This is a genomic window from Bacillota bacterium, assembly GCA_012518215.1.
In the GTDB taxonomy this organism is placed as follows: Bacteria; Bacillota; Dethiobacteria; order DTU022; family PWGO01; genus JAAYSV01.
The window spans coordinates 190296-208814 of record JAAYSV010000008.1 but is presented as its reverse complement, the minus strand read 5'-3'; the positions used below and the strand labels follow the sequence as shown (position 1 = coordinate 208814).

The following is an 18519-nucleotide window of genomic DNA, read 5'->3' as shown; positions in this document are numbered from 1 at the left end:
TTATGTCGAGCAGAGGATGTTGTTGCGGAGGAGGGGGGAGCGGCATAAAATTTTGATGCCGTAAAAGCATGGTACCCTGCAACCTCGCCTCCTGTTAGTGAGGTTTTTTTATGCGGTGATGGCAAGTTTGAATCGAAGAAGGTGTGATTATTTTGTCGGGCAAGTTCAGCGGAAGCCAGGTGGAAGAAATCAAGTCCCGTTGCGATCTGGTGGAGATAGTGGGCGAACGGATAAGCCTGGAAAAAAGAGGGGAAAATTATGTGGGGTTGTGTCCCTTTCACCAGGAGAAAACACCTTCTTTTTCTGTCTCCCCGGAAAAACAGCTTTATTACTGCTTTGGTTGCGGGGCCTCCGGGGATATATTCAGTTTTGTAATGCAGACGGAAAATATATCTTTCACCGAGGCAAAGTCTCTTCTGGCCAGAAGGGCCGGGGTGGTTTTACCCGATAAAACCGGAGGGTTTTCGCACCGCGCGGATAAACAGAAGGCGATGCAGTATTCCCTGAACAGGATGGCAATGGAATTTTATCAACATATTCTGCTGGAAAAACCCGCCGGCAGGAAGGCCTTGCAGTATCTCGAGAACAGGGGAATTGAAAGGTCTTCCCTGGAATCATTCGGGGTCGGTTTCGCCCTTCCGGGGTGGGATACCTTGCTGAAAGAGGCGGTCAGAAGAGGGCATGAACCCCGGGATCTGGTGGAAGCAGGTCTGGTCGTAGCCAAGAAAACGGGGGGGTTTTACGATCGATTCAGAAACAGGATCATCTTCCCTATTTTTGATTATCGTGAACGGGTGATCGGTTTTGGCGGACGGAGCCTTGAAGAAGATGAAAGAAATCCCAAATATCTCAATTCTCCGGGGACACAACTTTTCAACAAGCGCCGGGTATTGTATGGGATCGAGAAGGCGATGAAAGAGATACGCAGAGAAAAGAAGGCGGTGGTGGTGGAAGGTTACACGGATGTGATCCTGACTCACCAGGAGGGAATCACCAATACTGTTGCTTCCCTGGGAACTGCACTTACACAGATGCAGGCTCATCTGCTGAGAGCCCAGGCCCGGGAAGTGGTCATCGCCTACGATGCGGATTCAGCCGGGGAAGCGGCAACCGAGAGGGGCCTCGACATATTGAAAAGATCGGGTTGTACGGTAAAGGTGGTTTCACTCCCCAGTGGAGCCGACCCGGACAGTTTCATCCGCAGCAATGGCCGGGACGCTTTCGAAAAATTGATGGATGCGGCGTTGCCTCTGACAGCTTATCGATTGAACAAGATAAAGGAGAAATATGATCTGAATCGGATGGAAGACAGGTTGAGCTACGTTCAGGAGGCCATGCCGGTGCTGGTTTCGATCAACAACAGGCTGGAAAAAGAGGAATATATCAAAGAAATGGCCGAGGAATTGGATGTTTCCGAGGGAGCCCTGAGGACTGAAATCAAGAAATTTACACAAAAGCAGCGAAAAGAAGAGAGGAAGGGTAATAATCTGGGAAAAATTGAACAAACTATGTATATTCGGCCAAATGAAATCGATCCGGCCGAAAAAGTTATTTTAAGTCTTTTATTCGTGGATGAAGGAGTTTTTAACCGGGTCGTAGAAAGAAGAAAAGACATTTCTTTTAGCAACAATATGGAAAAGATTTTTGCGGCCTGTAGTAAAATTTATGAGATGGGTTCGGAATTGAAAATCGACAGATTGCGTGATTATCTTTCCGATGAGTCCCTGTACGGGTTGGTGGCATCCATAGGTTTCGATAACCCCTGGGAAGGGTTTCCCGATGAGGAAATCATGAGGGTAGTTGATGATTGTATACATAGGCTAAAGATAAAAAAGATGGCCGAGGATCGCACGCTGATAGAGAAGAAGATCAAAAAGATGGAACTGGCGGGAGGGCAAGGCGAGACGATCCGGCTGCTGCTGGCTGAATGGGAAAACATAAAACAGGCCGAGCAGGAGCTTTGTGGTGAGGGTAAAAGGGAGGGTTAGCAATGGCCAAGAACGTGGGAAAAACCGTGTCGCTTGAAGAAGCCCAGCAGGAATTGATCGGGCTGGGGAAGAAAAACGGGACGGTTTCATACAAAGAAATCGAGGAAACCCTCCAACTCTTTGATTTATCTGTGGAAGCGATAGATGACATTATCGATAAATTGGAGCAGTTGGGGATCGACGTTATCGATGAAAATACCGAGCTTGATCTGGAAACCGATGATAAAGATTCGATCAATGACAAGGCTGATGAAGATGATGAGGATGAAACTGGCGAAAAAACGAATGTGAAAAAAGCGATCGCCGGAATGCAGGACAGTGTAAGCGTAAGCGATCCGGTGCGGATGTATCTGAAAGAAATAGGCAAGATACCCCTGCTTTCTGCAGAGGAGGAAGTGTTGCTGGCCAAAAGAATCGAGCAGAAGGATGAGGAAGCAAAGAGAAAATTGGCAGAGGCGAACCTGAGGCTCGTGGTCAGCATTGCCAAAAAATATGTGGGGCGGGGCATGCTCTTTCTCGATCTGATCCAGGAGGGCAATCTGGGGCTCATCAAAGCGGTGGAGAAATTTGATTACAGCAAGGGTTACAAGTTCAGCACCTATGCAACCTGGTGGATCCGCCAGGCCATAACCAGAGCTATAGCCGATCAGGCCCGGACGATCAGGATACCCGTCCATATGGTTGAAACGATCAACAAGCTTATCCGTGCTTCCCGGCAACTTGTCCAGGAACTTGGCCGGGAACCGGTTCCCGAGGAAATTGCCGAAGTCATGGATATAAGTGCGGAGCGCGTGCGGGAGATATTGAAAATTGCCCAGGAACCGGTTTCTCTGGAAACACCGATCGGGGAGGAAGATGACAGCCACCTGGGTGATTTTATTGAAGATCAGGAAGCCCGTGCTCCGGCTGATGCGGCAGCTTTCGAACTGCTCAAGGAGCAGCTCGAGGATGTTCTGGAAACGTTGACTCCCCGCGAGGAAAAAGTGCTACGCCTGCGTTTCGGCCTGGATGATGGACGTTCACGTACCCTGGAAGAGGTGGGGCATTACTTCGGGGTGACCCGTGAGCGCATCCGGCAGATCGAGGCCAAGGCGTTGAGAAAGCTTCGCCACCCCATGCGCAGCAAGCGCTTGAAAGATTATCTTGAATAGATCCGGCCTGCCATTGCCTGCGGCAAACTTATTTTCTGATTGCCCATTCAGATGCTTGACCTCGTACCCCCGATTAAGTATAATATTACTTGCGCGTGAAGGCATACCTCAGTAGCTCAACGGTAGAGCAATCGGCTGTTAACCGATAGGTTGCAGGTTCGAATCCTGCCTGGGGTGCCATTGTGGGCCCATAGCTCAGCCGGAAGAGCAGCCGGCTCATAACCGGTCGGTCCCAGGTTCGAGCCCTGGTGGGCCCACCACCTATTTGTACAATAATGTTGATATGGCCGGCCCCTTGGTCTAATCGGTTAGGACACCAGCCTTTCAAGCTGGCAGCAGGGGTTCAAATCCCCTAGGGGTCACCAATCCGGGCGATTAGCTCAGCGGGGGAGCACCTGCCTTACAAGCAGGGGGTCGTAGGTTCAAATCCTACATCGCCCACCATGCGGATGGCGGAGCCAGACGGCTTCGCCATCTTTGTACTGCGGCGTTCGATTACCAATTCACGGGAATGTTTGGATGTATGTACGGGGCATCGGTCGTGAGGTAGGTCCGGATATCAATCCGCCCGGACGGGTCGGTCCGTTCATTCTTCAAGCTGAAAAAGTTCCTCGACCGATGTATCGAGGAGCCGGGCCAGTTTCATGGCCAGGACCAGGGTGGGATTGTATTTATCATTTTCAATGGCGTTGATCGTCTGGCGTGTAACACCTGTTTTCCGGGCCAGATCCTCCTGTCGCAGACCCAGTTCCTTGCGTAGTTTTCTGATTTTATTCTGCATTTTCCCCACCGCCCATCTTCCCGTTCAAAACCAGATTGGTGATCAGGAGAACGAGGTTCTGGCCCAGGAGGATGGCGAAGGGCCAACCCAGTTCAGCGGTCGTGACCAATTCATAAATGACCAGGGCCAGCAGCGCAGCCTCCGAAAAAATAAAAGCCCACCGCAGTGATCTGAACATGATCTCCATTTCCATCTCATCCATGTAGCGGAAGCCGATTTTCCTGAAAAATCTTTTCATTTGCTTTCCCTCCGGGTAAAGATAATGTAAAACATGTTTTACATTTTCATTATGAACCAGACGTGTGTAAATGTCAATACTATTTTACATTTTGTTCGTTGATGTACTGCAGGCACCTTTTTGTCGCTCTGTATTTCCATCAACGATGATGCAATTGTCGGGATAGAGGGAATCCGACACGGGGGAACGAATACATATAGTAACAAATAATTGAAGGGGAGGATCGATCAATGGCTGAAATCACGCTTGAGAAGGTAAAGGGTCTTCTGGCCAGGGAAGAGGAGCGTTATGCCAGGGAGCGTCCAGAATCAAAGGAGCTTTACGAGAAAGCATGCCATCATTATGTTGGCGGAGTGCCGATGAGCTGGATGCGTATATGGCCGGGTGGTTTTCCCATTTTTGTCCGCGAAGCAGAAGGGGCAAAACTTGTAGATGTGGATGGGCATACTTACCTTGACCTTTGCCTGGGAGATACCGGGGCCTTGCTGGGCCATTCACCCCCGGCCTTGATTGGCCCGCTTGCGGAACAACTGGGCAAGGGTATCACCACGATGCTTCCTCACGAAGGTTGCATTGAAGTCGGGAAAGAACTGTCACGCCGGTTCGGACTGCCTTTCTGGCAAGTGTTGATGACGGCATCGGATGCCAATCGTATGGCGCTGAAGGTGGCCCGCGAGTTTACCGGCCGCAGGCTGATCCTGGCCTTCAACGCCTCCTATCATGGGAGTGTTGATGAGACGTTGGTCGTTGACTTTTACGGAAATTTGTTGAACATGCCCGGATTGATGGGCCCCCTGGTTGAAGATCCATCCACGATGACGCGTATAGTCGAGTTCAATGATGTTGAAGCACTTGAAGAGGCTCTTTCGCCCCGCGACGTGGCCTGTGTCATCACCGAGCCGGTGATGACCAACGTGGGGATCATCCATCCCGAACCGGGTTTTCATGAGACTCTGCGCAGCCTGACGAGGAAATACGGCACCCTGCTCCTGATCGACGAGACCCATTCTATCTGCGGGGGGCCGGCCGGGATGACCGGTGAACTCAACCTTGAACCCGATATTTTCGTACTGGGCAAGTTGATTGCCGGCGGCTATCCGGCCGCTGTGCTTGGTTTTTCGCGAGAAATTGCGGAGATGGTTGCCCGAAGAGTTCCCTGGCATAACTTTTTTGGCTTCGGGGGCACCCTTTCCGGCAACCCCCCCGCGGTGGCGGCAATCAAGGCCACCCTGGATCACCTTCTGACCGAGGAATCGTTTGCACACATGATTCCGCTGGCCCGGAAGATGGAAGAGGGCATTGCCGCGGTCATTGAACGGCACAGTCTTCCCTGGTATGTCGGCCGTGTCGGTTGCCGGGTTGAATTCCGTTTCCTGTCCGAACCGCCTCGACGGGGGATCGATACGCTCATGGATGTCGAATACAACGAGGTTGATCTGATCAGCGAAGGCCTTACCGGGCCGCTGGAGGCGCTGATTCATGTTTACTGCACCAACCGCGGCATCCTGCTTTCACCGGTACACGATATGGCTCTGGTTTCTCCGGTGACCACGGAAGAAGATGTTGATCACTATGTCCGGGTCGTGGGGGAATGTGTAGAGGAATTGGTAAACTGAGAAGCTCCAAAAAAATGAAAAAGGACCCTTTCGCAAGAAACGGGTCCTTTTTTTGACCTGTCATTCATGTTGGCCGGTGGCGGCGGTGGCAGATCTGCCGAAGTATGATATGCCATGCGGGAAAACGGCGGGGGAATAACCGCCGCTTTCCACGGTTGATATTGATTTTACCTTACGCCAACATACTGCTTTCGTTATCTTTCAAGACCTCGCGTATGATCTCCAGCGCTTTATCGATGAGTTCCCTGGTGATCACAAGTGGGGGCATCATCCGGAAGACATTGCTGTACTGGCCGCAGGGGAGGAAGAGTACCCCCCTGTCCCTGAGCGCCCAAAGCAATTGCAGTATTTCTCCATAATCGAGAGGCTCCCTGGTGTCCCTGTTTCTGACCAGCTCGATGGCGATCATCATCCCCTTGCCGCGAACATCGCCGATTATTTCGATTTCGTTCATCATCTCCTTGAGCATGGCCAGGGTGTAGTGGCCCAATTTTTCGGCCCTGTCCACGATACCGTCCTGCAGAAGATCCAGGTTGGTACAGGCGACCGCACAGGAGGTGGCATTTCCGGCTGCGGTAAGTATATGGCTCATGGGTCCAAGATTTTCGGCAATCTCTTCCCTCATGATGACGGCACTGAAAGGCAGGTCACCTCCGAGGGCCTTGCCAAGGGTGATGAAATCGGGAGTGATTCCATAATGATCGATGGCAAACATTTTGCCCGTCCGCCCCATGCCGGCCTGTACCTCGTCATCGATATAGAAGATTCCGGCTTTCTCACAGATGTTCTTCAGGGCATTTACAAAGCCATCCGGCGGAGGTACATATCCTCCCTCACCCTGAATCGGTTCGACAACCATGGCGGCGACCGACTCGATATCGATACCGGTGGAGGGGCTCAGCAAGAGGTGTTCCACATATCTGGCACATTCCAGATCACACTGCGGGTATTCCATTTTCCAGGGGCAGCGGTAGCAGTAAGCATACGGTCCCACGTGATAGACAAAGGGGTTCAGCGGTCTGTAATTGGCGCGGAACTGCTGGGAAGTGGTGTAGCCCAGGGTACTGCCCATTACACCATGGTAAGCTCCATGGAAGGCAATGATATGAGATTTCCCCGTTACCCCACGGGCAAATTTGGTGGCGATTTCCACGGCGGAGCTACCACTCAGGCCGTAGGCTACCCTGGCTTTGCCTTTCAGTTCACCGGGGGCGATTTCCCGAAGTTTCTTTCCCAGCTGCGCGCGGTGGGCGGTGGTGGCATCCGGATTGTGCATCAAGCGGCCACATTCCCGCCTGATGGTTTCTACCACCCTGGGATGGCAATGCCCGACATTGTTTACCGCTATACCGGCGGTAAGATCGATGAAGATATTGCCATCGGGGTCTTTAACCGTTGCTCCTTTCGATTCTTCCCAGACCGTGGAAAGGACGGTCGGTGTGACCCTGGTCGGTGTTTCATTCTCCATCTCGGCAGCCAGTATCTCCCTGCTTCTTGGTCCGGGGACCTCGCTGACAATTTTGGGAGCCTCCTTGAACGATAAATCGTCCAGCTCATGTTCCATGCCTGGATCAAGATCAACTTTGATAGCCATGGTAAACCCTCCCTTGTAATTGTTGGAAAATTCCAAACGCAGTTATTGGGTGTATTCGACGGTTGATAAAAAACTTCCTGCTGTACCCGAGAATCAGGCTATTCAATTAATAATATTCTTGCCGGAGATATTGAAGAACTTGATTGTCCACAAAAAATCGGGCATGGACCGGATGAAGCGATTTCCAACCCCGGAGCGGGCGGTACATGCTGCATGATTTTTCCACACTCCCCTGCGGACGGGCAGGCAGAGTTATTGATTGTATCATCGTGTATTCTTTCCTGTACCTGGCCACCGGTTTCGGGTACCCGGTTGCCGAATTTTATTGTATTGAAGGAATCATGTAACGAAATATCGAAAAATAAAGGACACGATTGTATTCTCCGGAACAAAGGCTCCCCCTGGTTTATCCTGGCATGGGAATTTTTCAGGAAATGGTCGGGCATGCGATATCCAGACATCGGGGGATGGCATCGAGTTAAAAAAACGGGAAAGAATATAATATATGTATATGGAGGGAGAGGGCATGATCGGCAATAAACTTGCCGCATAGTTAACAACATCAATCAAGGAGGTTCTTTATGAAACTGGAAGGGAATGCTGTTGTTGCGCAGGGAGGGGGCCCGACGGCTGTAATCAATCAATCGGTTGTCGGCGTGGTAACGGAAGCGAAGAGGTATCCGCTGATTGAAAAGGTTTACGGTGCGATCAGGGGGGTTTCCGGGATCATCAACGAGGAATTCATAGACTTGACACAGGAGACAACTCACAACCTTGAACAGGTGGCGGCCATGCCTTCGGCAGCACTGTCGTCGACGCGTGATAAACCTGACCAGCAGTACTGCCGCGAAATATTCAACGTCTTGAAAGCTTACAATATACGTTATTTCTTTTATATCGGTGGCAACGATTCTTCGGATACGTTGCATCTTGTCAAGGAACATGCCCGGCAGGAAGATTACGAGTTCAGGGCGGTACATATACCCAAGACAATTGACAATGACCTGGTACTCAACGATCATACCCCGGGGTACGGGTCGGCAGCAAAGTTTGTCTCCCAGGCTTTCATGGGGGTAAATCTGGATAACCGTTCCCTGCCCGGGGTTTATATCGGGGTGGTCATGGGGCGGCATGCCGGATTTTTGACTGCGGCGGCGGCTGCGGGGAGGCATTACGATGACGATGGCCCCCACCTCGTCTACCTGCCGGAGAGGCCTTTTGATCTGGAGCGTTACGTAGCCGATGTCAAAGCGGCACATGAAAAATTCGGGCGTTGTGTGGTCGCTGTTTCCGAAGGTATCCAGGATGAAGAGGGCAACCCCGTAATGGCCAAACTGGTAGAAAATATCGAGAAGGATGCTCATGGCAACGTGCAGTTGTCGGGAACGGGTGCTCTCGGCGATCTCCTTGGTGATGTTATCCGGGACAGGTTGAAGATCAAAAGGGTCAGATCCGATACCTTCGGCTACCTGCAAAGGTCTTTTTTCGGTTGTGTATCGGATGTGGACCGGAAGGAGGCAAGGGAGGTCGGAGAAAAAGGGGTGCAGTTCGCGATCTGGGAAGGCAGGGATGGTTCGGTTACCATCCAGCGTTGTGGCAATTATGCCGTGGACTACAGGCTGTCCCCCCTGGAGGAAGTTGCCGGTAAAACGAGATATATGCCGGATGATTTTATCAACAGGGATGGAAATGATGTTACATCGGCATTCATCGATTATGTGAGGCCCCTGCTGGGCTCGGGCCAGCCACGCAGCTACAGATTCCGTGCTCCCGCCGTTCCCAGATTGTCGGTAAAGTAGATGACGGCAGTGCAGCATGCAGGGCAGAATCGTACACCAAAAAACAAAGACTGCAATTTCGGTTGCAGTCTTTATTTCAAAATGGCGATCAACTAATTATTTGCTTTGTCTCTTTTGAAAAGACGTTTTATGAAATTGAACAGATCCCAACCCACACTCAGTCCCGAAAGTATCTGTGGCAATTTCTGGCCCACGAAAGGGCTTTGCCTCATGGAGTATGTATAGAAAAAGGAGTCGGCTATCTGCATGACCATCTGAAGAAGATTTGCTCCCTGGGTTGCAAGTTCACGAAAAGCACCGGCAGTGGTGAACAGTTCTTCCTCGCTGCGAACCAGAAAACTTTCCAGTTTCGATGTCAAATTCCCCATGGCCGAGACCAGTTTGTAAAGAGCAACGACCATGATGAGCAGAAGAATCGTATTCAATATAGTGGGGAAAAATAGAACATAGATCCACATGTTGTCCATACTTATTCACCCGACAATCCTTCATCGACCTGATCCAGGACAAGTTGAACCTCTTCACTGTTCAGGAAGCGTTCCTTGAGGCCGGCAATCAATTCTTTCGTGGAGCTTATGGCCTCTTGCGATTTGATCAAGGCCTTCTCGGTGGCGATATCTTTCCATTCCCTGCCCTTCTCCATGAGCTGGGTTCTGGTTTCCTCCCCCGCGGAGGGAGCAAAGAGAAGCCCTGCTGCCGCTCCGAGTAGGCCACCGATAAATACACCCAGTATGAAACCTCCCTTGTTACTCATATCCATCACCTCTGTTTTCTTTTATTCATATTATAATAAAAACGAATCAAAAGGTAAAGAAAAATAGCAGTGCAGTGTCCTGCAGGTTGCCTGATAATATTATTCGCTATTTCCTGTTCATAAATACGGCAGTTTTGCGCCAACATCCTGACGTCCGGATTTACATGTTCATCCTTGTTTTCACGATCTGCAACGGTGAAAATATTTCTGACCAGAGGCATTTTTTCCGGACTGCATCGTGGCTTCATGTCGGTTTCTGTCACCATGCACGGAAAATAACCGACATGAAATTCAGCGGCCGTGTTGCAATCGAGGCCCATATAAAATAATATTAATGGTAGTTTTCCCTTGGAGGATGGCGGAAATGTACTCGGATATGGTCATTGCCCATTTTTTAAGCCCTCAAAATGTGGGTACCATGCAAGATCCCGATGGCGTGGGTCTGTGCGGCGATCCGAATTGCGGTGATTCCATGACCATCTTCATCAAGGTGGGCAAGGGGGTTATCGAGGATATAAGTTTCATCGTTTACGGATGCACGGCTGCAATAGCTGTCGGGAGCATGACCACCGAGATGGCCAGGGGGCGGACACTTCGGGAGGCGCTGGAGATGACCGAACAGGATGTTGTCGAGGCCCTGGAAGGGCTGCCCGAAGAGAAGATGCATTGTTCCAATCTGGGTGCAAGTGCCTTGAAAGCGGCTGTAAGGGATTACCTCAACAAACGTACGGATACGGGCAAACCTTACCGGGAGAAATACAAAAAATAGGCAGGCGCCGAAGAGCAGCAGCGGGGGAATGCATCCCGGAAACGGATGTTTTTACCTGTTGATTGACAATCATGCCACCTTTATTTTTCACTTGCAAGGTGTTTTTTCATGGTCGGTGAATGTTCCGATCGCGATCCGCGGGGAACGGGCAAGGAATGGGCCGCAAATCGGAATGATAGAATAACAAGCAAAAAGTTTACAATGGTGGTCCATTTGCCATATTATAATGATAGCTGGCGGTGATTCCGGCTTGCTTCCGGCATTCAATCAAGCTGTGTCAGGAACGGCTGCAAGGAAAATGATTCCGAATCAATGAGGAGGTTCAAAATGAAAAGTATAGGATGTTTTACAGCCATGGTAACCCCATTCGATGAAACGGGGGATATCGATTGGGCGGGGTTAAACAAAAATATTCTATTTCAGATACAGGAAGGGATCAGGGGATTGGTTCCTGCCGGGACAACGGGCGAATCGCCGACCCTGACCCCGATGGAACACGCCAACGTGATTGCCAGGATGGCCAGGGAAGATGTTTTTGTCATGGCCGGGACCGGTTCCAACTCCACCAGGGAGATGTTAAAATATGGGGAGTCGGCTCGGGCGGTGGGATGTGACGGGTTGCTGCTGGTGGATTGCTATTACAATGGGCCGTCATCGCTTGAATTGCGGGAAGAGTATTACCGCCCTGCCGCGGAAAAATTCCCCGATCTGCTCATCTGCCCATATGTGATCCCCGGACGCACCGGGTGCGCCCTGTTACCGGAAGATATGGAGGTTCTGGCCCGCCGTTACCCCAATGTGAGAGCGGTCAAGGAGGCGACGGGGGATCTGGAGAGGATGAGAGAGACAAGAAGGATAATGCCCGACCGATTTCATATCATTTCCGGGGATGATGATCTGACTTACAAAATGATGACCGATGAACAGATAAGGGCATCCGGCGTGATTTCCGTGATTTCCAACATTGCGCCGCGGGCGATGAAGGAAATGTGTGACTGTATCCTGAGGGGCGAGACCGACAGGGCCCGGGAGATCAAAGAAGCGCTGGAGCCGTTGCTGAGCATGGTAACGGTTGCCTGCGGCCAACATAAATTCAGGAATCCGGTTCCCGTGAAGACGATGATGCGGGGGCTGGGTATGCCTGCGGGCGGGTGCCGGCAACCCCTGGGCCGGATGCTCCCCGAAGGTGTGGAAAAGGCAAGGAATGCGATCAGGGAAGTGTGGGAGAAGAACCCCGAAATCTTGCAGCCGATTGAGCATTTTTACGGGGTAAATGTCACTGAACGGCTGGAAAACAAGGCCAATTGGTTCTAACGGGAGATTTTTTCTGTTCAAACAGTGAAAGATAGTCCGGCATCCCGGTGAAGATTGACAGATCCCTGTCTGTTGTATTTACCTGACCGGGTGACGAAGGATCGGTTCCGCACGATATTCATTTCCCCATTGAAGATGGACAGGCAATGCTGTCTTTACCCAAAAATGAGAGTCAGTACATGGATGACGGAGGCTTGAATCATTGTCTTCTGAAAAGATCAGGAATTTCTGTATCATTGCACATATCGATCACGGCAAATCTACCCTGGCCGATCGTCTTCTGGAGGCGACGGAAACTCTTTCCGACAGGAAGATGAGAGAACAGGTTCTTGATCGGATGGATCTGGAACGCGAACGGGGTATCACCATAAAATTGCAGGCCGTCCGCCTGGCCTACCGGGCCGGGGACGGGGAGGAATATGTCCTGAACCTGATCGATACGCCCGGCCATGTTGATTTCACCTACGAGGTGTCCAGAAGCCTTGCTGCTTGCGAAGGGGCTATCCTGGTTGTGGATGCTGTTCAGGGTGTGGAAGCCCAGACCATGGCCCACATTTACCTGGCCCTGGAACACGGGTTGAGGATCATTCCGGTTATCAACAAGATCGATCTGGAGAACGCCGATCCGGAAAGAGTTGGTGATGAACTGGCGGAAATCCCGGGGGCCGGGGGAGATGCTCCCTTGCTGGTTTCAGCCAAGGAGGGCACGGGCATCAGCGAGGTGCTGGAGGCGATCGTCGGGAGGGTTCCTCCGCCGAAGACAGTTCTCCCCGATGCACCTCTTCGGGCCCTGGTGTTTGATTCTTGCTATGATGTTTACCGGGGGGTTATCGTCTACATCCGTATCATGGAAGGCCGGGTTCAAAAAGGAACGATGATCAAATTCATGAGTACGGGACAGGCTTTCGAGGTGCTGGAGACGGGGGTTTTTCAACCGGAAATGGAACCTACGGAAAGCCTGGCTGCCGGGGAAGTTGGTTACCTGGTTGCCTCCATAAAAAATGTTGCCGATGCGCAGGTGGGTGATACGGTTACATCCGCATCAACACCGGCAGCCGAACCGCTTCCCGGCTATCGGCGCGTGGTACCCATGGTTTTCTGTGGGCTTTATCCCCAGGATAGCAATGACTTCAATTCCCTGCGGGAAGCGATGGAAAGACTCAAACTGAACGATGCGGCCATTGTATACGAGCCGGAAACCAGCCTGGCCCTGGGCCCCGGTTTCCGCTGCGGATTCCTGGGATTGTTGCATATGGATATCGTCCGGGAAAGATTGGAAAGAGAATATGGATTGGCCCTGATCATATCCGCACCGAGTGTCATCTACAAAGTCCATTGCAAGGACGGGACGGTGATGAAGATCGATAATCCGGCCCAATTCCCTCCGCTCGAACAAAGGGCCAGTATCGAGGAACCCTATGTGAAAGCCTCGATACTCCTGCCGGCGGAATATATGGGCGCGGTAATGGAACTCTGCCAGGAGAGCAGGGGGGAATATCTGAACACGGAATATCTGGAGTCCGGGCGGGTAAGGCTGATTTATTTTCTTCCCCTGGCAGAGATTATCCATGATTTCTTTGATCTTCTCAAGTCCAGAACACGCGGATATGCTTCCCTGGATTATTCCCTGTCCGGGTACAGGGCCTCCGATCTGTTGCTCGTCGATATCCTGGTGGCCGGTGATAAAGTGGATGCTCTTTCTTTTGTCATCCACGGTGATCGGGCTTACCGACGGGCTCGTGAGATGGTGGAGGCACTGAGGGGGATTATCCCCAGGCAGATGTTCGATGTGCCCGTTCAGGCCTCGATTGACAACAAGGTGATTGCCCGGGAAACCATCAAGGCTTACCGCAAGAACGTCACGGAAAAACTGTATGGCGGCGATGTAACCCGGAAGAGAAAATTACTGGAGAAACAGAAAGAAGGCAAGAAAAGGATGAAACAGGTAGGCAGGGTGGAGATACCGCAGGAAGCTTTCACGGCCATCCTGACGGCCAGGCATTTTGAAAAATAGGACTTTTCGTGGTTCTTTCCCCGTTCCCGGAAAACATCCGCAAACCCCGGCACCTGCACAGAAAGAAATCATGGAATCACAGGAGCTGCTGTAACAGAATCGGGTGGTATGGTGTTACAATGCCGGAGCGTCCGCTCCGGTGCCCGATCATATCCGTGACATTGTTCTGTTTCCGAGGAGTGGACAGAGCAACCCGGCCCCACCAAAAAATAATCCAGGGTCATCAAAGTGTTTCGATCGAGTCAAACCGCTCCGGGCTGGCCGGGATCGCCGGGCTACCCTTGCAAGGGTTATCGGGCGGAGCAGCCAATATGTCCAGGAAGGTGGCCGGTGCATGAAAATTATATCCTCTGACAAAAGGGTTTTTCATAAATTCTATGGAATAGGTAAATAGTACTTTCCGAGCGGTTACAATGTGTTCTGTCCGCTAACTTTGGGTGGTGTGGTCTTTACATGAAACTGAAGCCGCGTCTGGCGGAAGTGGCAAACCGTATCATACCGGAAAGTGTCGTGGTGGACATCGGAACCGACCATGCTTATCTTCCAGCCCATCTCGTCATGGAAGGTATTTGCCGCAAGGTGATCGGTGTGGAAAAGCTTGCCGGGAACCTGGAAAAAGCGCAGAAGACGGTTGACCTGTTCAATCTAACTTCCCGGATCGAGTTGCGCTGCGGCGACGGTTTTTCGGCCATAGGGAGCGATGAGCAGGTTGATGTAGCTGTCATCGCTGGCCTTGGTGGCCGCACAATCTGCAGGATATTGCAGGGAGGGGCCGGGAAACTGGATGCTTTCAAATATTTCGTTCTGCAGCCGATGTCCGATGTTTATCTGCTGCGCAGATGGCTGATGGCGCATGGTTTCTGTATCAAAAATGAGAGCCTGGCCCGCGAAAAAGGGCGTTTTTATGAAATCATGGTGGTGGAGAAGGGCAGGCAGGTGCAACCGGATGATTTTCTGTCGGAGGTGGGGCCAGGGCTGATCGAGAACAAGGATCCGCTGCTGATTCCCTACCTCGAAGAAAAAATTTCACGGTGCGAAAGGATCATGAATACGCTGGGCACGGCCAGGGGAACCACCGCTCTCAGGAAACTGAGATATTACAAAAGCAAAGGAAAGCGATTGAAGGAGGTTCTTTCTCTTGTCGTTGCAACTTCGGGAAGTGATTGATCTGATGGATGGCCTGGCTCCCCCTCATCTGGCCTTTGATCATGACAATGTTGGCCTGCAGATAGGCGATCCCCTTGCTGAAGTCAGAAATATCATCACCGTTCTGGATATGGACGTTGCGGTGCTCGATGAGGCACTGTCCCGGGATGCAAATGTGATTATCAGCCATCATCCCCTTATTTTCCATCCCTTGAAGGCGATAAACACCGGTTCACCCGAAGGTGCGCTCATTGAAACAATTATTCACAATAATGTGAATGTATTCGTGGCGCATACCAATCTGGATGTTGCGCCACGGGGGGTAAATTCATTGCTGGCGGAGCTTTTCGCGTTGCAGGGCACTTCCGTTCTGAAAGTAACCGCATCCGATCCTCTTCTGAAATTGGTGGTTTTTGTTCCCGGGGGGTACGAGGGCGGAGTCCGGGAAGCGATCACGGATGCAGGGGGCGGGTGGATCGGAAATTACAGCCACTGTACATTTCAGCTGGAGGGAAGCGGCACTTTCATGCCACGGGAAGGCAGCCGGCCTTTCAGCGGAGAGGAGGGTAGACTCAACCGGGCCAGGGAATTTCGCCTGGAGACGGTCATGCCTCTTTCCATGAAAACGCAGGTACTGGAAGCTCTGCAAGGAAGCCACCCCTACGAGGAGGTGGCCTACGATCTGTATGAACTGGCCCGCGAGGGGATTCCCCTGGGCCTGGGAAGGTTGGGAACCCTGGGAAAATCGCTGACGCTGAAAAGTTTTTCGGAAAGATGTAAAAAGTTGCTGGAGATCGGTGAGGTGCAAACGTGGGGGGATCCGCAGCGGTCGGTGAAGACAATTGCCCTCTGCGGCGGCAGTGGTGGCAGTCTGGTCAGAACCGCAGCGGAGAGGGGAGCCGATGTCCTCGTTTCCGGGGATCTGAAATATCATGATGTTCAACTGGCGCGGGCGCTGGGGCTGGCCCTCGTTGATGCCGGGCATTATGGAACCGAATATCCCATCGTCCCCTGGTTGGCCGGATATTTGCAAGATAAAATACGGGAACGGGGCCATTCGAACAAGGTCTGGCCCGTACCGAACAGGGATACGGGAAAGTTTTGAGCAAGGATAGGGTCGAAACCCTATCCTTTTTTATTGAAAAGGTTTTTACAAGGAGAGGAGGGCTTGCATGGAACAGCTGGAACTGTTGTGGCATCTGCAGGAGTGCGATACATCCATCGCGGAGCTGGAAAAACAACTCAAAGAAGATCCCCTGATTGCGGAATCAAAGGCAAGCGAGGACAGATTCCGCAGGGAGAAGGAGAGGCTGGAAGAAATCGGCGAAGACATCAAAGCCAGGCAGAAGGAGATAAAGCGGCAGGAACTCAACCTGCAATCTGCAACCGACGAGATCAAGAACCTGAAGACACGGCTGTACGGCGGTGAGGTTTCCAACGTGCGTGAACTGGAGATGATGGAGAAGCGTCTGACCAGCGTTGAAAAAAACAAAGATGCCCTGGAAAACAAAATCCTCGAATTGATCGAGGAGTTGGAAACAGTGGAGAAAACCCGGGAATCCGGGAAGATGATGGTGGCAGATTGCAAGAAGATCATGGAGAGCAGACGCTCCGATCTGAAAGAACGGATGGCCGAAATCGAGCGGAATATCGCCGAACTGAAAACGGAGAGAAAGGGGCTTCTGGAAAAGATAGATGATTTTTACCTGGAAAGGTACAGGATAGTGTGTCAGAGACCGGACAAAAAAGGGATGGCACGTGTTGCCGACAATATCTGTGAAGGTTGTCGGGTATTCATTTCTTCGGCCCAGAGGGGCAACCTTTACAATCCACAATCATTGGTGTATTGTGAGAACTGCGGCAGGCTGCTGGTCATGTTCAGTGAAGATAAAATCAGTAGAAAATAATATGGATCGAAAGGGGCTGCTGCACATTGATCGGGCGCGGCAGAGGATTCTGGGCAACATTGGTGGTCATTGTCCTTGTGGTGGCCATGATTCTGCCCCTTTACAATATGGTAAATATTATTGGCGGACAGGGTGCGGGAAATAACCATGGCCAGACCAATTCCGGTTCCGGGGATGCCGTGGAGCGAAGTCAAGAATGGATTGCTTCCCTGGAAAAATACCTGGAGGAAAATGAGCCCGGGGCATATCTGTTGAGGGAGTTGGCTTCCGCATATATTGCCGGTTCTTTGTATCTTGATCGCGTCGAGGAAAGGCAAAAGTATCTGGAAAAAGCAGCTTCGGTTCTGGAACAGGCTGTTGAAATGGAACCCCGTGAACCCGAGAATTATATGCAGCTTTACGATGTCTACAGCATGATGGGCCTTGACGAGAAAGCCGCGGAGAAAGCGGTCCAGGGGGAGGGGCTTCTGAGGGAACGGCTTGCAGGGGATCCTGACAACAATCTTGACCGTTATTATTTGAGTAAATTGCTGGATGAATACCGTCGCGATCCGGTGGCTGCCCGGGAACAGCTGGAGGTAATATTGGCTTCCGAACCGGAAGGCTCCGATCTGTATCTTCATGCCCGGCAGGAGATTGCCCGCTACGATGGTCTTGATGGAACCGGAAATGAAGGGGAAAGCGAGGAACGGTGATGGAGGAAGGGGGCAACAGGGCAGGCAACTGGTTGGCCAGGCTCGAGGACCTCAGAAAGCGCCTGGTGATCATGATCGTATGTGTTTTTGTCTCCGGCATCGTCTGTTTCTACTATATCAATGAAATCCGCGTGCTTCTGTTGAAACCGGCTGGAAACCCGGAGTTGATCTATATTTCACCGGCAGAAGCATTGATGGCCAATATCCGGCTTGCTTTTGCTGCAGGGGTCGTGCTCGTTTCTCCCCTGTTGATATATCAGATCATCGCCCTGTTCTGGCCATTCCTGACCAGGGAGCGGAAGAAACTGATGATCTTCCTTCCGCTCTTCATGATCTTTCTTTTTGTTGCCGGGCTGGTATTTTCCTACATGGTCGTGTATCCCATGGCCATACAGTTTTTCAAAAGTTTTGAAGATGAGACGCTGGAAGCCGTTTTCACCCTGCACAACTATCTCTCCTTTTCGATATCATTCATGTTTGCTTTCGGCCTGGCTTTTCAGCTTCCACTGGTGTTTCTGTTCCTGGGGGCCCTGGAATTGGTCCGCCCGGCTTTTTTGCGGGCAAACCGCAAGTATGCCCTGCTGGTCATGCTGGTTCTTTCGGCAATAATTACCCCGCCGGACGTTTTTTCCCAGGTTTTGATGACTCTCCCCCTGATGATTCTCTACGAGCTTGGCATCTTCATGGTGGTGCTGGTACAGCGGCGGAAACAGAAGAAGATCGAGGATGCCGACAATCTCCTGGATGTTTGAA

Annotated in this window: 18 protein-coding genes and 4 tRNA genes; 17 read left to right on the top strand and 5 right to left on the bottom strand. The window is 51.5% G+C overall.

Annotated features, from left to right (window positions below; genetic code table 11):
- The first annotated feature begins 152 nt into the window (after positions 1-152).
- The 6 genes from GX364_02230 (at position 153) to GX364_02205 (ending at position 3583) form a co-directional block, all read left to right on the top strand.
- Positions 153-1988, top strand: a complete 1836-nt coding sequence (locus GX364_02230) for a DNA primase (protein ID NLI69668.1) — start codon at positions 153-155, stop codon at positions 1986-1988.
- Between the two features lie 2 nt (positions 1989-1990).
- Entirely contained in the window at positions 1991-3139 is a 1149-nt protein-coding gene (gene rpoD, locus GX364_02225; protein NLI69667.1) for an RNA polymerase sigma factor RpoD, read from the top strand.
- Positions 3140-3244: 105 nt separating this feature from the next.
- Positions 3245-3319: transfer RNA gene (locus GX364_02220), tRNA-Asn, on the top strand.
- Between the two features lie 4 nt (positions 3320-3323).
- Positions 3324-3399, top strand: a tRNA-Ile gene (locus GX364_02215).
- Positions 3400-3428: 29 nt separating this feature from the next.
- Positions 3429-3504 (top strand) — tRNA-Glu (locus GX364_02210).
- 4 nt (positions 3505-3508) lie between these two features.
- A tRNA-Val gene (locus tag GX364_02205) sits at positions 3509-3583 on the top strand.
- Positions 3584-3725: 142 nt separating this feature from the next.
- Here the strand turns inward: GX364_02205 and GX364_02200 are convergent.
- Both GX364_02200 and GX364_02195 read right to left on the bottom strand, forming a co-directional pair.
- Entirely contained in the window at positions 3726-3920 is a 195-nt protein-coding gene (locus GX364_02200; protein NLI69666.1) for a helix-turn-helix transcriptional regulator, read from the bottom strand.
- Entirely contained in the window at positions 3910-4158 is a 249-nt protein-coding gene (locus tag GX364_02195; protein NLI69665.1) for a hypothetical protein, read from the bottom strand. Before GX364_02195 ends, GX364_02200 begins: the two co-directional genes overlap by 11 nt.
- A 230-nt stretch (positions 4159-4388) precedes the next feature.
- Between GX364_02195 and GX364_02190 the strand changes: the two genes are divergently transcribed.
- Positions 4389-5774 (top strand): aminotransferase class III-fold pyridoxal phosphate-dependent enzyme, encoded by a 1386-nt coding sequence (locus GX364_02190; protein ID NLI69664.1) that lies wholly within the window; start codon positions 4389-4391, stop codon positions 5772-5774.
- A 172-nt stretch (positions 5775-5946) separates the two neighbouring features.
- Here GX364_02190 and GX364_02185 read toward each other — a convergent pair whose 3' ends face one another.
- A complete protein-coding gene (locus GX364_02185) occupies positions 5947-7368 on the bottom strand; it encodes an aspartate aminotransferase family protein (GenBank protein ID NLI69663.1) in 1422 nt (473 codons plus the stop codon).
- Positions 7369-7574: 206 nt separating this feature from the next.
- Between GX364_02185 and GX364_02180 the strand changes: the two genes are divergently transcribed.
- Together GX364_02180 and GX364_02175 are read left to right on the top strand one after the other, a co-directional pair.
- Positions 7575-7715, top strand: a complete 141-nt coding sequence (locus GX364_02180) for a hypothetical protein (protein NLI69662.1) — start codon at positions 7575-7577, stop codon at positions 7713-7715.
- Between the two features lie 234 nt (positions 7716-7949).
- Positions 7950-9167 carry a 6-phosphofructokinase gene (locus GX364_02175; GenBank protein ID NLI69661.1) on the top strand — a complete coding sequence of 406 codons (1218 nt, stop codon included), beginning with the start codon at positions 7950-7952 and terminating at the stop codon, positions 9165-9167.
- Positions 9168-9259: 92 nt separating this feature from the next.
- Here the strand turns inward: GX364_02175 and GX364_02170 are convergent, their stop codons facing one another.
- Together GX364_02170 and GX364_02165 are read right to left on the bottom strand one after the other, a co-directional pair.
- Positions 9260-9634: a hypothetical protein gene (locus GX364_02170; protein NLI69660.1), complete on the bottom strand. Its 375-nt coding sequence runs from the start codon at positions 9632-9634 to the stop codon at positions 9260-9262.
- Between the two features lie 2 nt (positions 9635-9636).
- Positions 9637-9921 carry a hypothetical protein gene (locus tag GX364_02165; GenBank protein NLI69659.1) on the bottom strand — a complete coding sequence of 95 codons (285 nt, stop codon included), beginning with the start codon at positions 9919-9921 and terminating at the stop codon, positions 9637-9639.
- Positions 9922-10285: 364 nt separating this feature from the next.
- Here GX364_02165 and GX364_02160 point away from each other — a divergent pair, with 364 nt between their 5' ends.
- The 8 genes from GX364_02160 to tatC all read left to right on the top strand — a co-directional run bounded on the left by GX364_02160 (position 10286) and on the right by tatC (position 18518).
- A complete protein-coding gene (locus GX364_02160; GenBank protein ID NLI69658.1) occupies positions 10286-10690 on the top strand; it encodes an iron-sulfur cluster assembly scaffold protein in 405 nt (134 codons plus the stop codon).
- Between the two features lie 327 nt (positions 10691-11017).
- Positions 11018-12004, top strand: a complete 987-nt coding sequence (gene dapA, locus GX364_02155) for a 4-hydroxy-tetrahydrodipicolinate synthase (protein NLI69657.1) — start codon at positions 11018-11020, stop codon at positions 12002-12004.
- A 202-nt stretch (positions 12005-12206) separates the two neighbouring features.
- Positions 12207-14018 (top strand): elongation factor 4, encoded by a 1812-nt coding sequence (gene lepA / locus GX364_02150; protein NLI69656.1) that lies wholly within the window; start codon positions 12207-12209, stop codon positions 14016-14018.
- 453 nt (positions 14019-14471) lie between these two features.
- Entirely contained in the window at positions 14472-15185 is a 714-nt protein-coding gene (locus GX364_02145; protein NLI69655.1) for an SAM-dependent methyltransferase, read from the top strand.
- Positions 15157-16269 carry a Nif3-like dinuclear metal center hexameric protein gene (locus GX364_02140; GenBank protein ID NLI69654.1) on the top strand — a complete coding sequence of 371 codons (1113 nt, stop codon included), beginning with the start codon at positions 15157-15159 and terminating at the stop codon, positions 16267-16269. The genes GX364_02145 and GX364_02140 overlap by 29 nt, the downstream gene beginning before the upstream one ends.
- A gap of 67 nt (positions 16270-16336) precedes the next feature.
- Positions 16337-17071 (top strand): hypothetical protein, encoded by a 735-nt coding sequence (locus GX364_02135; GenBank protein ID NLI69653.1) that lies wholly within the window; start codon positions 16337-16339, stop codon positions 17069-17071.
- A 26-nt stretch (positions 17072-17097) separates the two neighbouring features.
- Entirely contained in the window at positions 17098-17766 is a 669-nt protein-coding gene (locus GX364_02130; protein ID NLI69652.1) for a hypothetical protein, read from the top strand.
- Positions 17763-18518, top strand: coding sequence for a twin-arginine translocase subunit TatC (tatC, locus tag GX364_02125; GenBank protein ID NLI69651.1), 756 nt, complete (start codon positions 17763-17765; stop codon positions 18516-18518). Before GX364_02130 ends, tatC begins: the two co-directional genes overlap by 4 nt.
- Position 18519: the final 1 nt, after the last annotated feature.

Bases quoted from the DNA above. Each gene is read 5' to 3' on its own strand.
- rpoD (NLI69667.1), top strand. From the start codon at position 1,991: ATGGCCAAGAACGTGGGAAAAACCGTGTCGCTTGAAGAAGCCCAGCAG.
- GX364_02200 (NLI69666.1), bottom strand. From the start codon at position 3,920: ATGCAGAATAAAATCAGAAAACTACGCAAGGAACTGGGTCTGCGACAG.
- GX364_02195 (NLI69665.1), bottom strand. From the start codon at position 4,158: ATGAAAAGATTTTTCAGGAAAATCGGCTTCCGCTACATGGATGAGATG.
- GX364_02190 (NLI69664.1), top strand. From the start codon at position 4,389: ATGGCTGAAATCACGCTTGAGAAGGTAAAGGGTCTTCTGGCCAGGGAA.
- GX364_02185 (NLI69663.1), bottom strand. From the start codon at position 7,368: ATGGCTATCAAAGTTGATCTTGATCCAGGCATGGAACATGAGCTGGAC.
- GX364_02180 (NLI69662.1), top strand. From the start codon at position 7,575: ATGCTGCATGATTTTTCCACACTCCCCTGCGGACGGGCAGGCAGAGTT.
- GX364_02175 (NLI69661.1), top strand. From the start codon at position 7,950: ATGAAACTGGAAGGGAATGCTGTTGTTGCGCAGGGAGGGGGCCCGACG.
- GX364_02170 (NLI69660.1), bottom strand. From the start codon at position 9,634: ATGGACAACATGTGGATCTATGTTCTATTTTTCCCCACTATATTGAAT.
- GX364_02165 (NLI69659.1), bottom strand. From the start codon at position 9,921: ATGAGTAACAAGGGAGGTTTCATACTGGGTGTATTTATCGGTGGCCTA.
- GX364_02160 (NLI69658.1), top strand. From the start codon at position 10,286: ATGTACTCGGATATGGTCATTGCCCATTTTTTAAGCCCTCAAAATGTG.
- dapA (NLI69657.1), top strand. From the start codon at position 11,018: ATGAAAAGTATAGGATGTTTTACAGCCATGGTAACCCCATTCGATGAA.
- GX364_02145 (NLI69655.1), top strand. From the start codon at position 14,472: ATGAAACTGAAGCCGCGTCTGGCGGAAGTGGCAAACCGTATCATACCG.
- GX364_02135 (NLI69653.1), top strand. From the start codon at position 16,337: ATGGAACAGCTGGAACTGTTGTGGCATCTGCAGGAGTGCGATACATCC.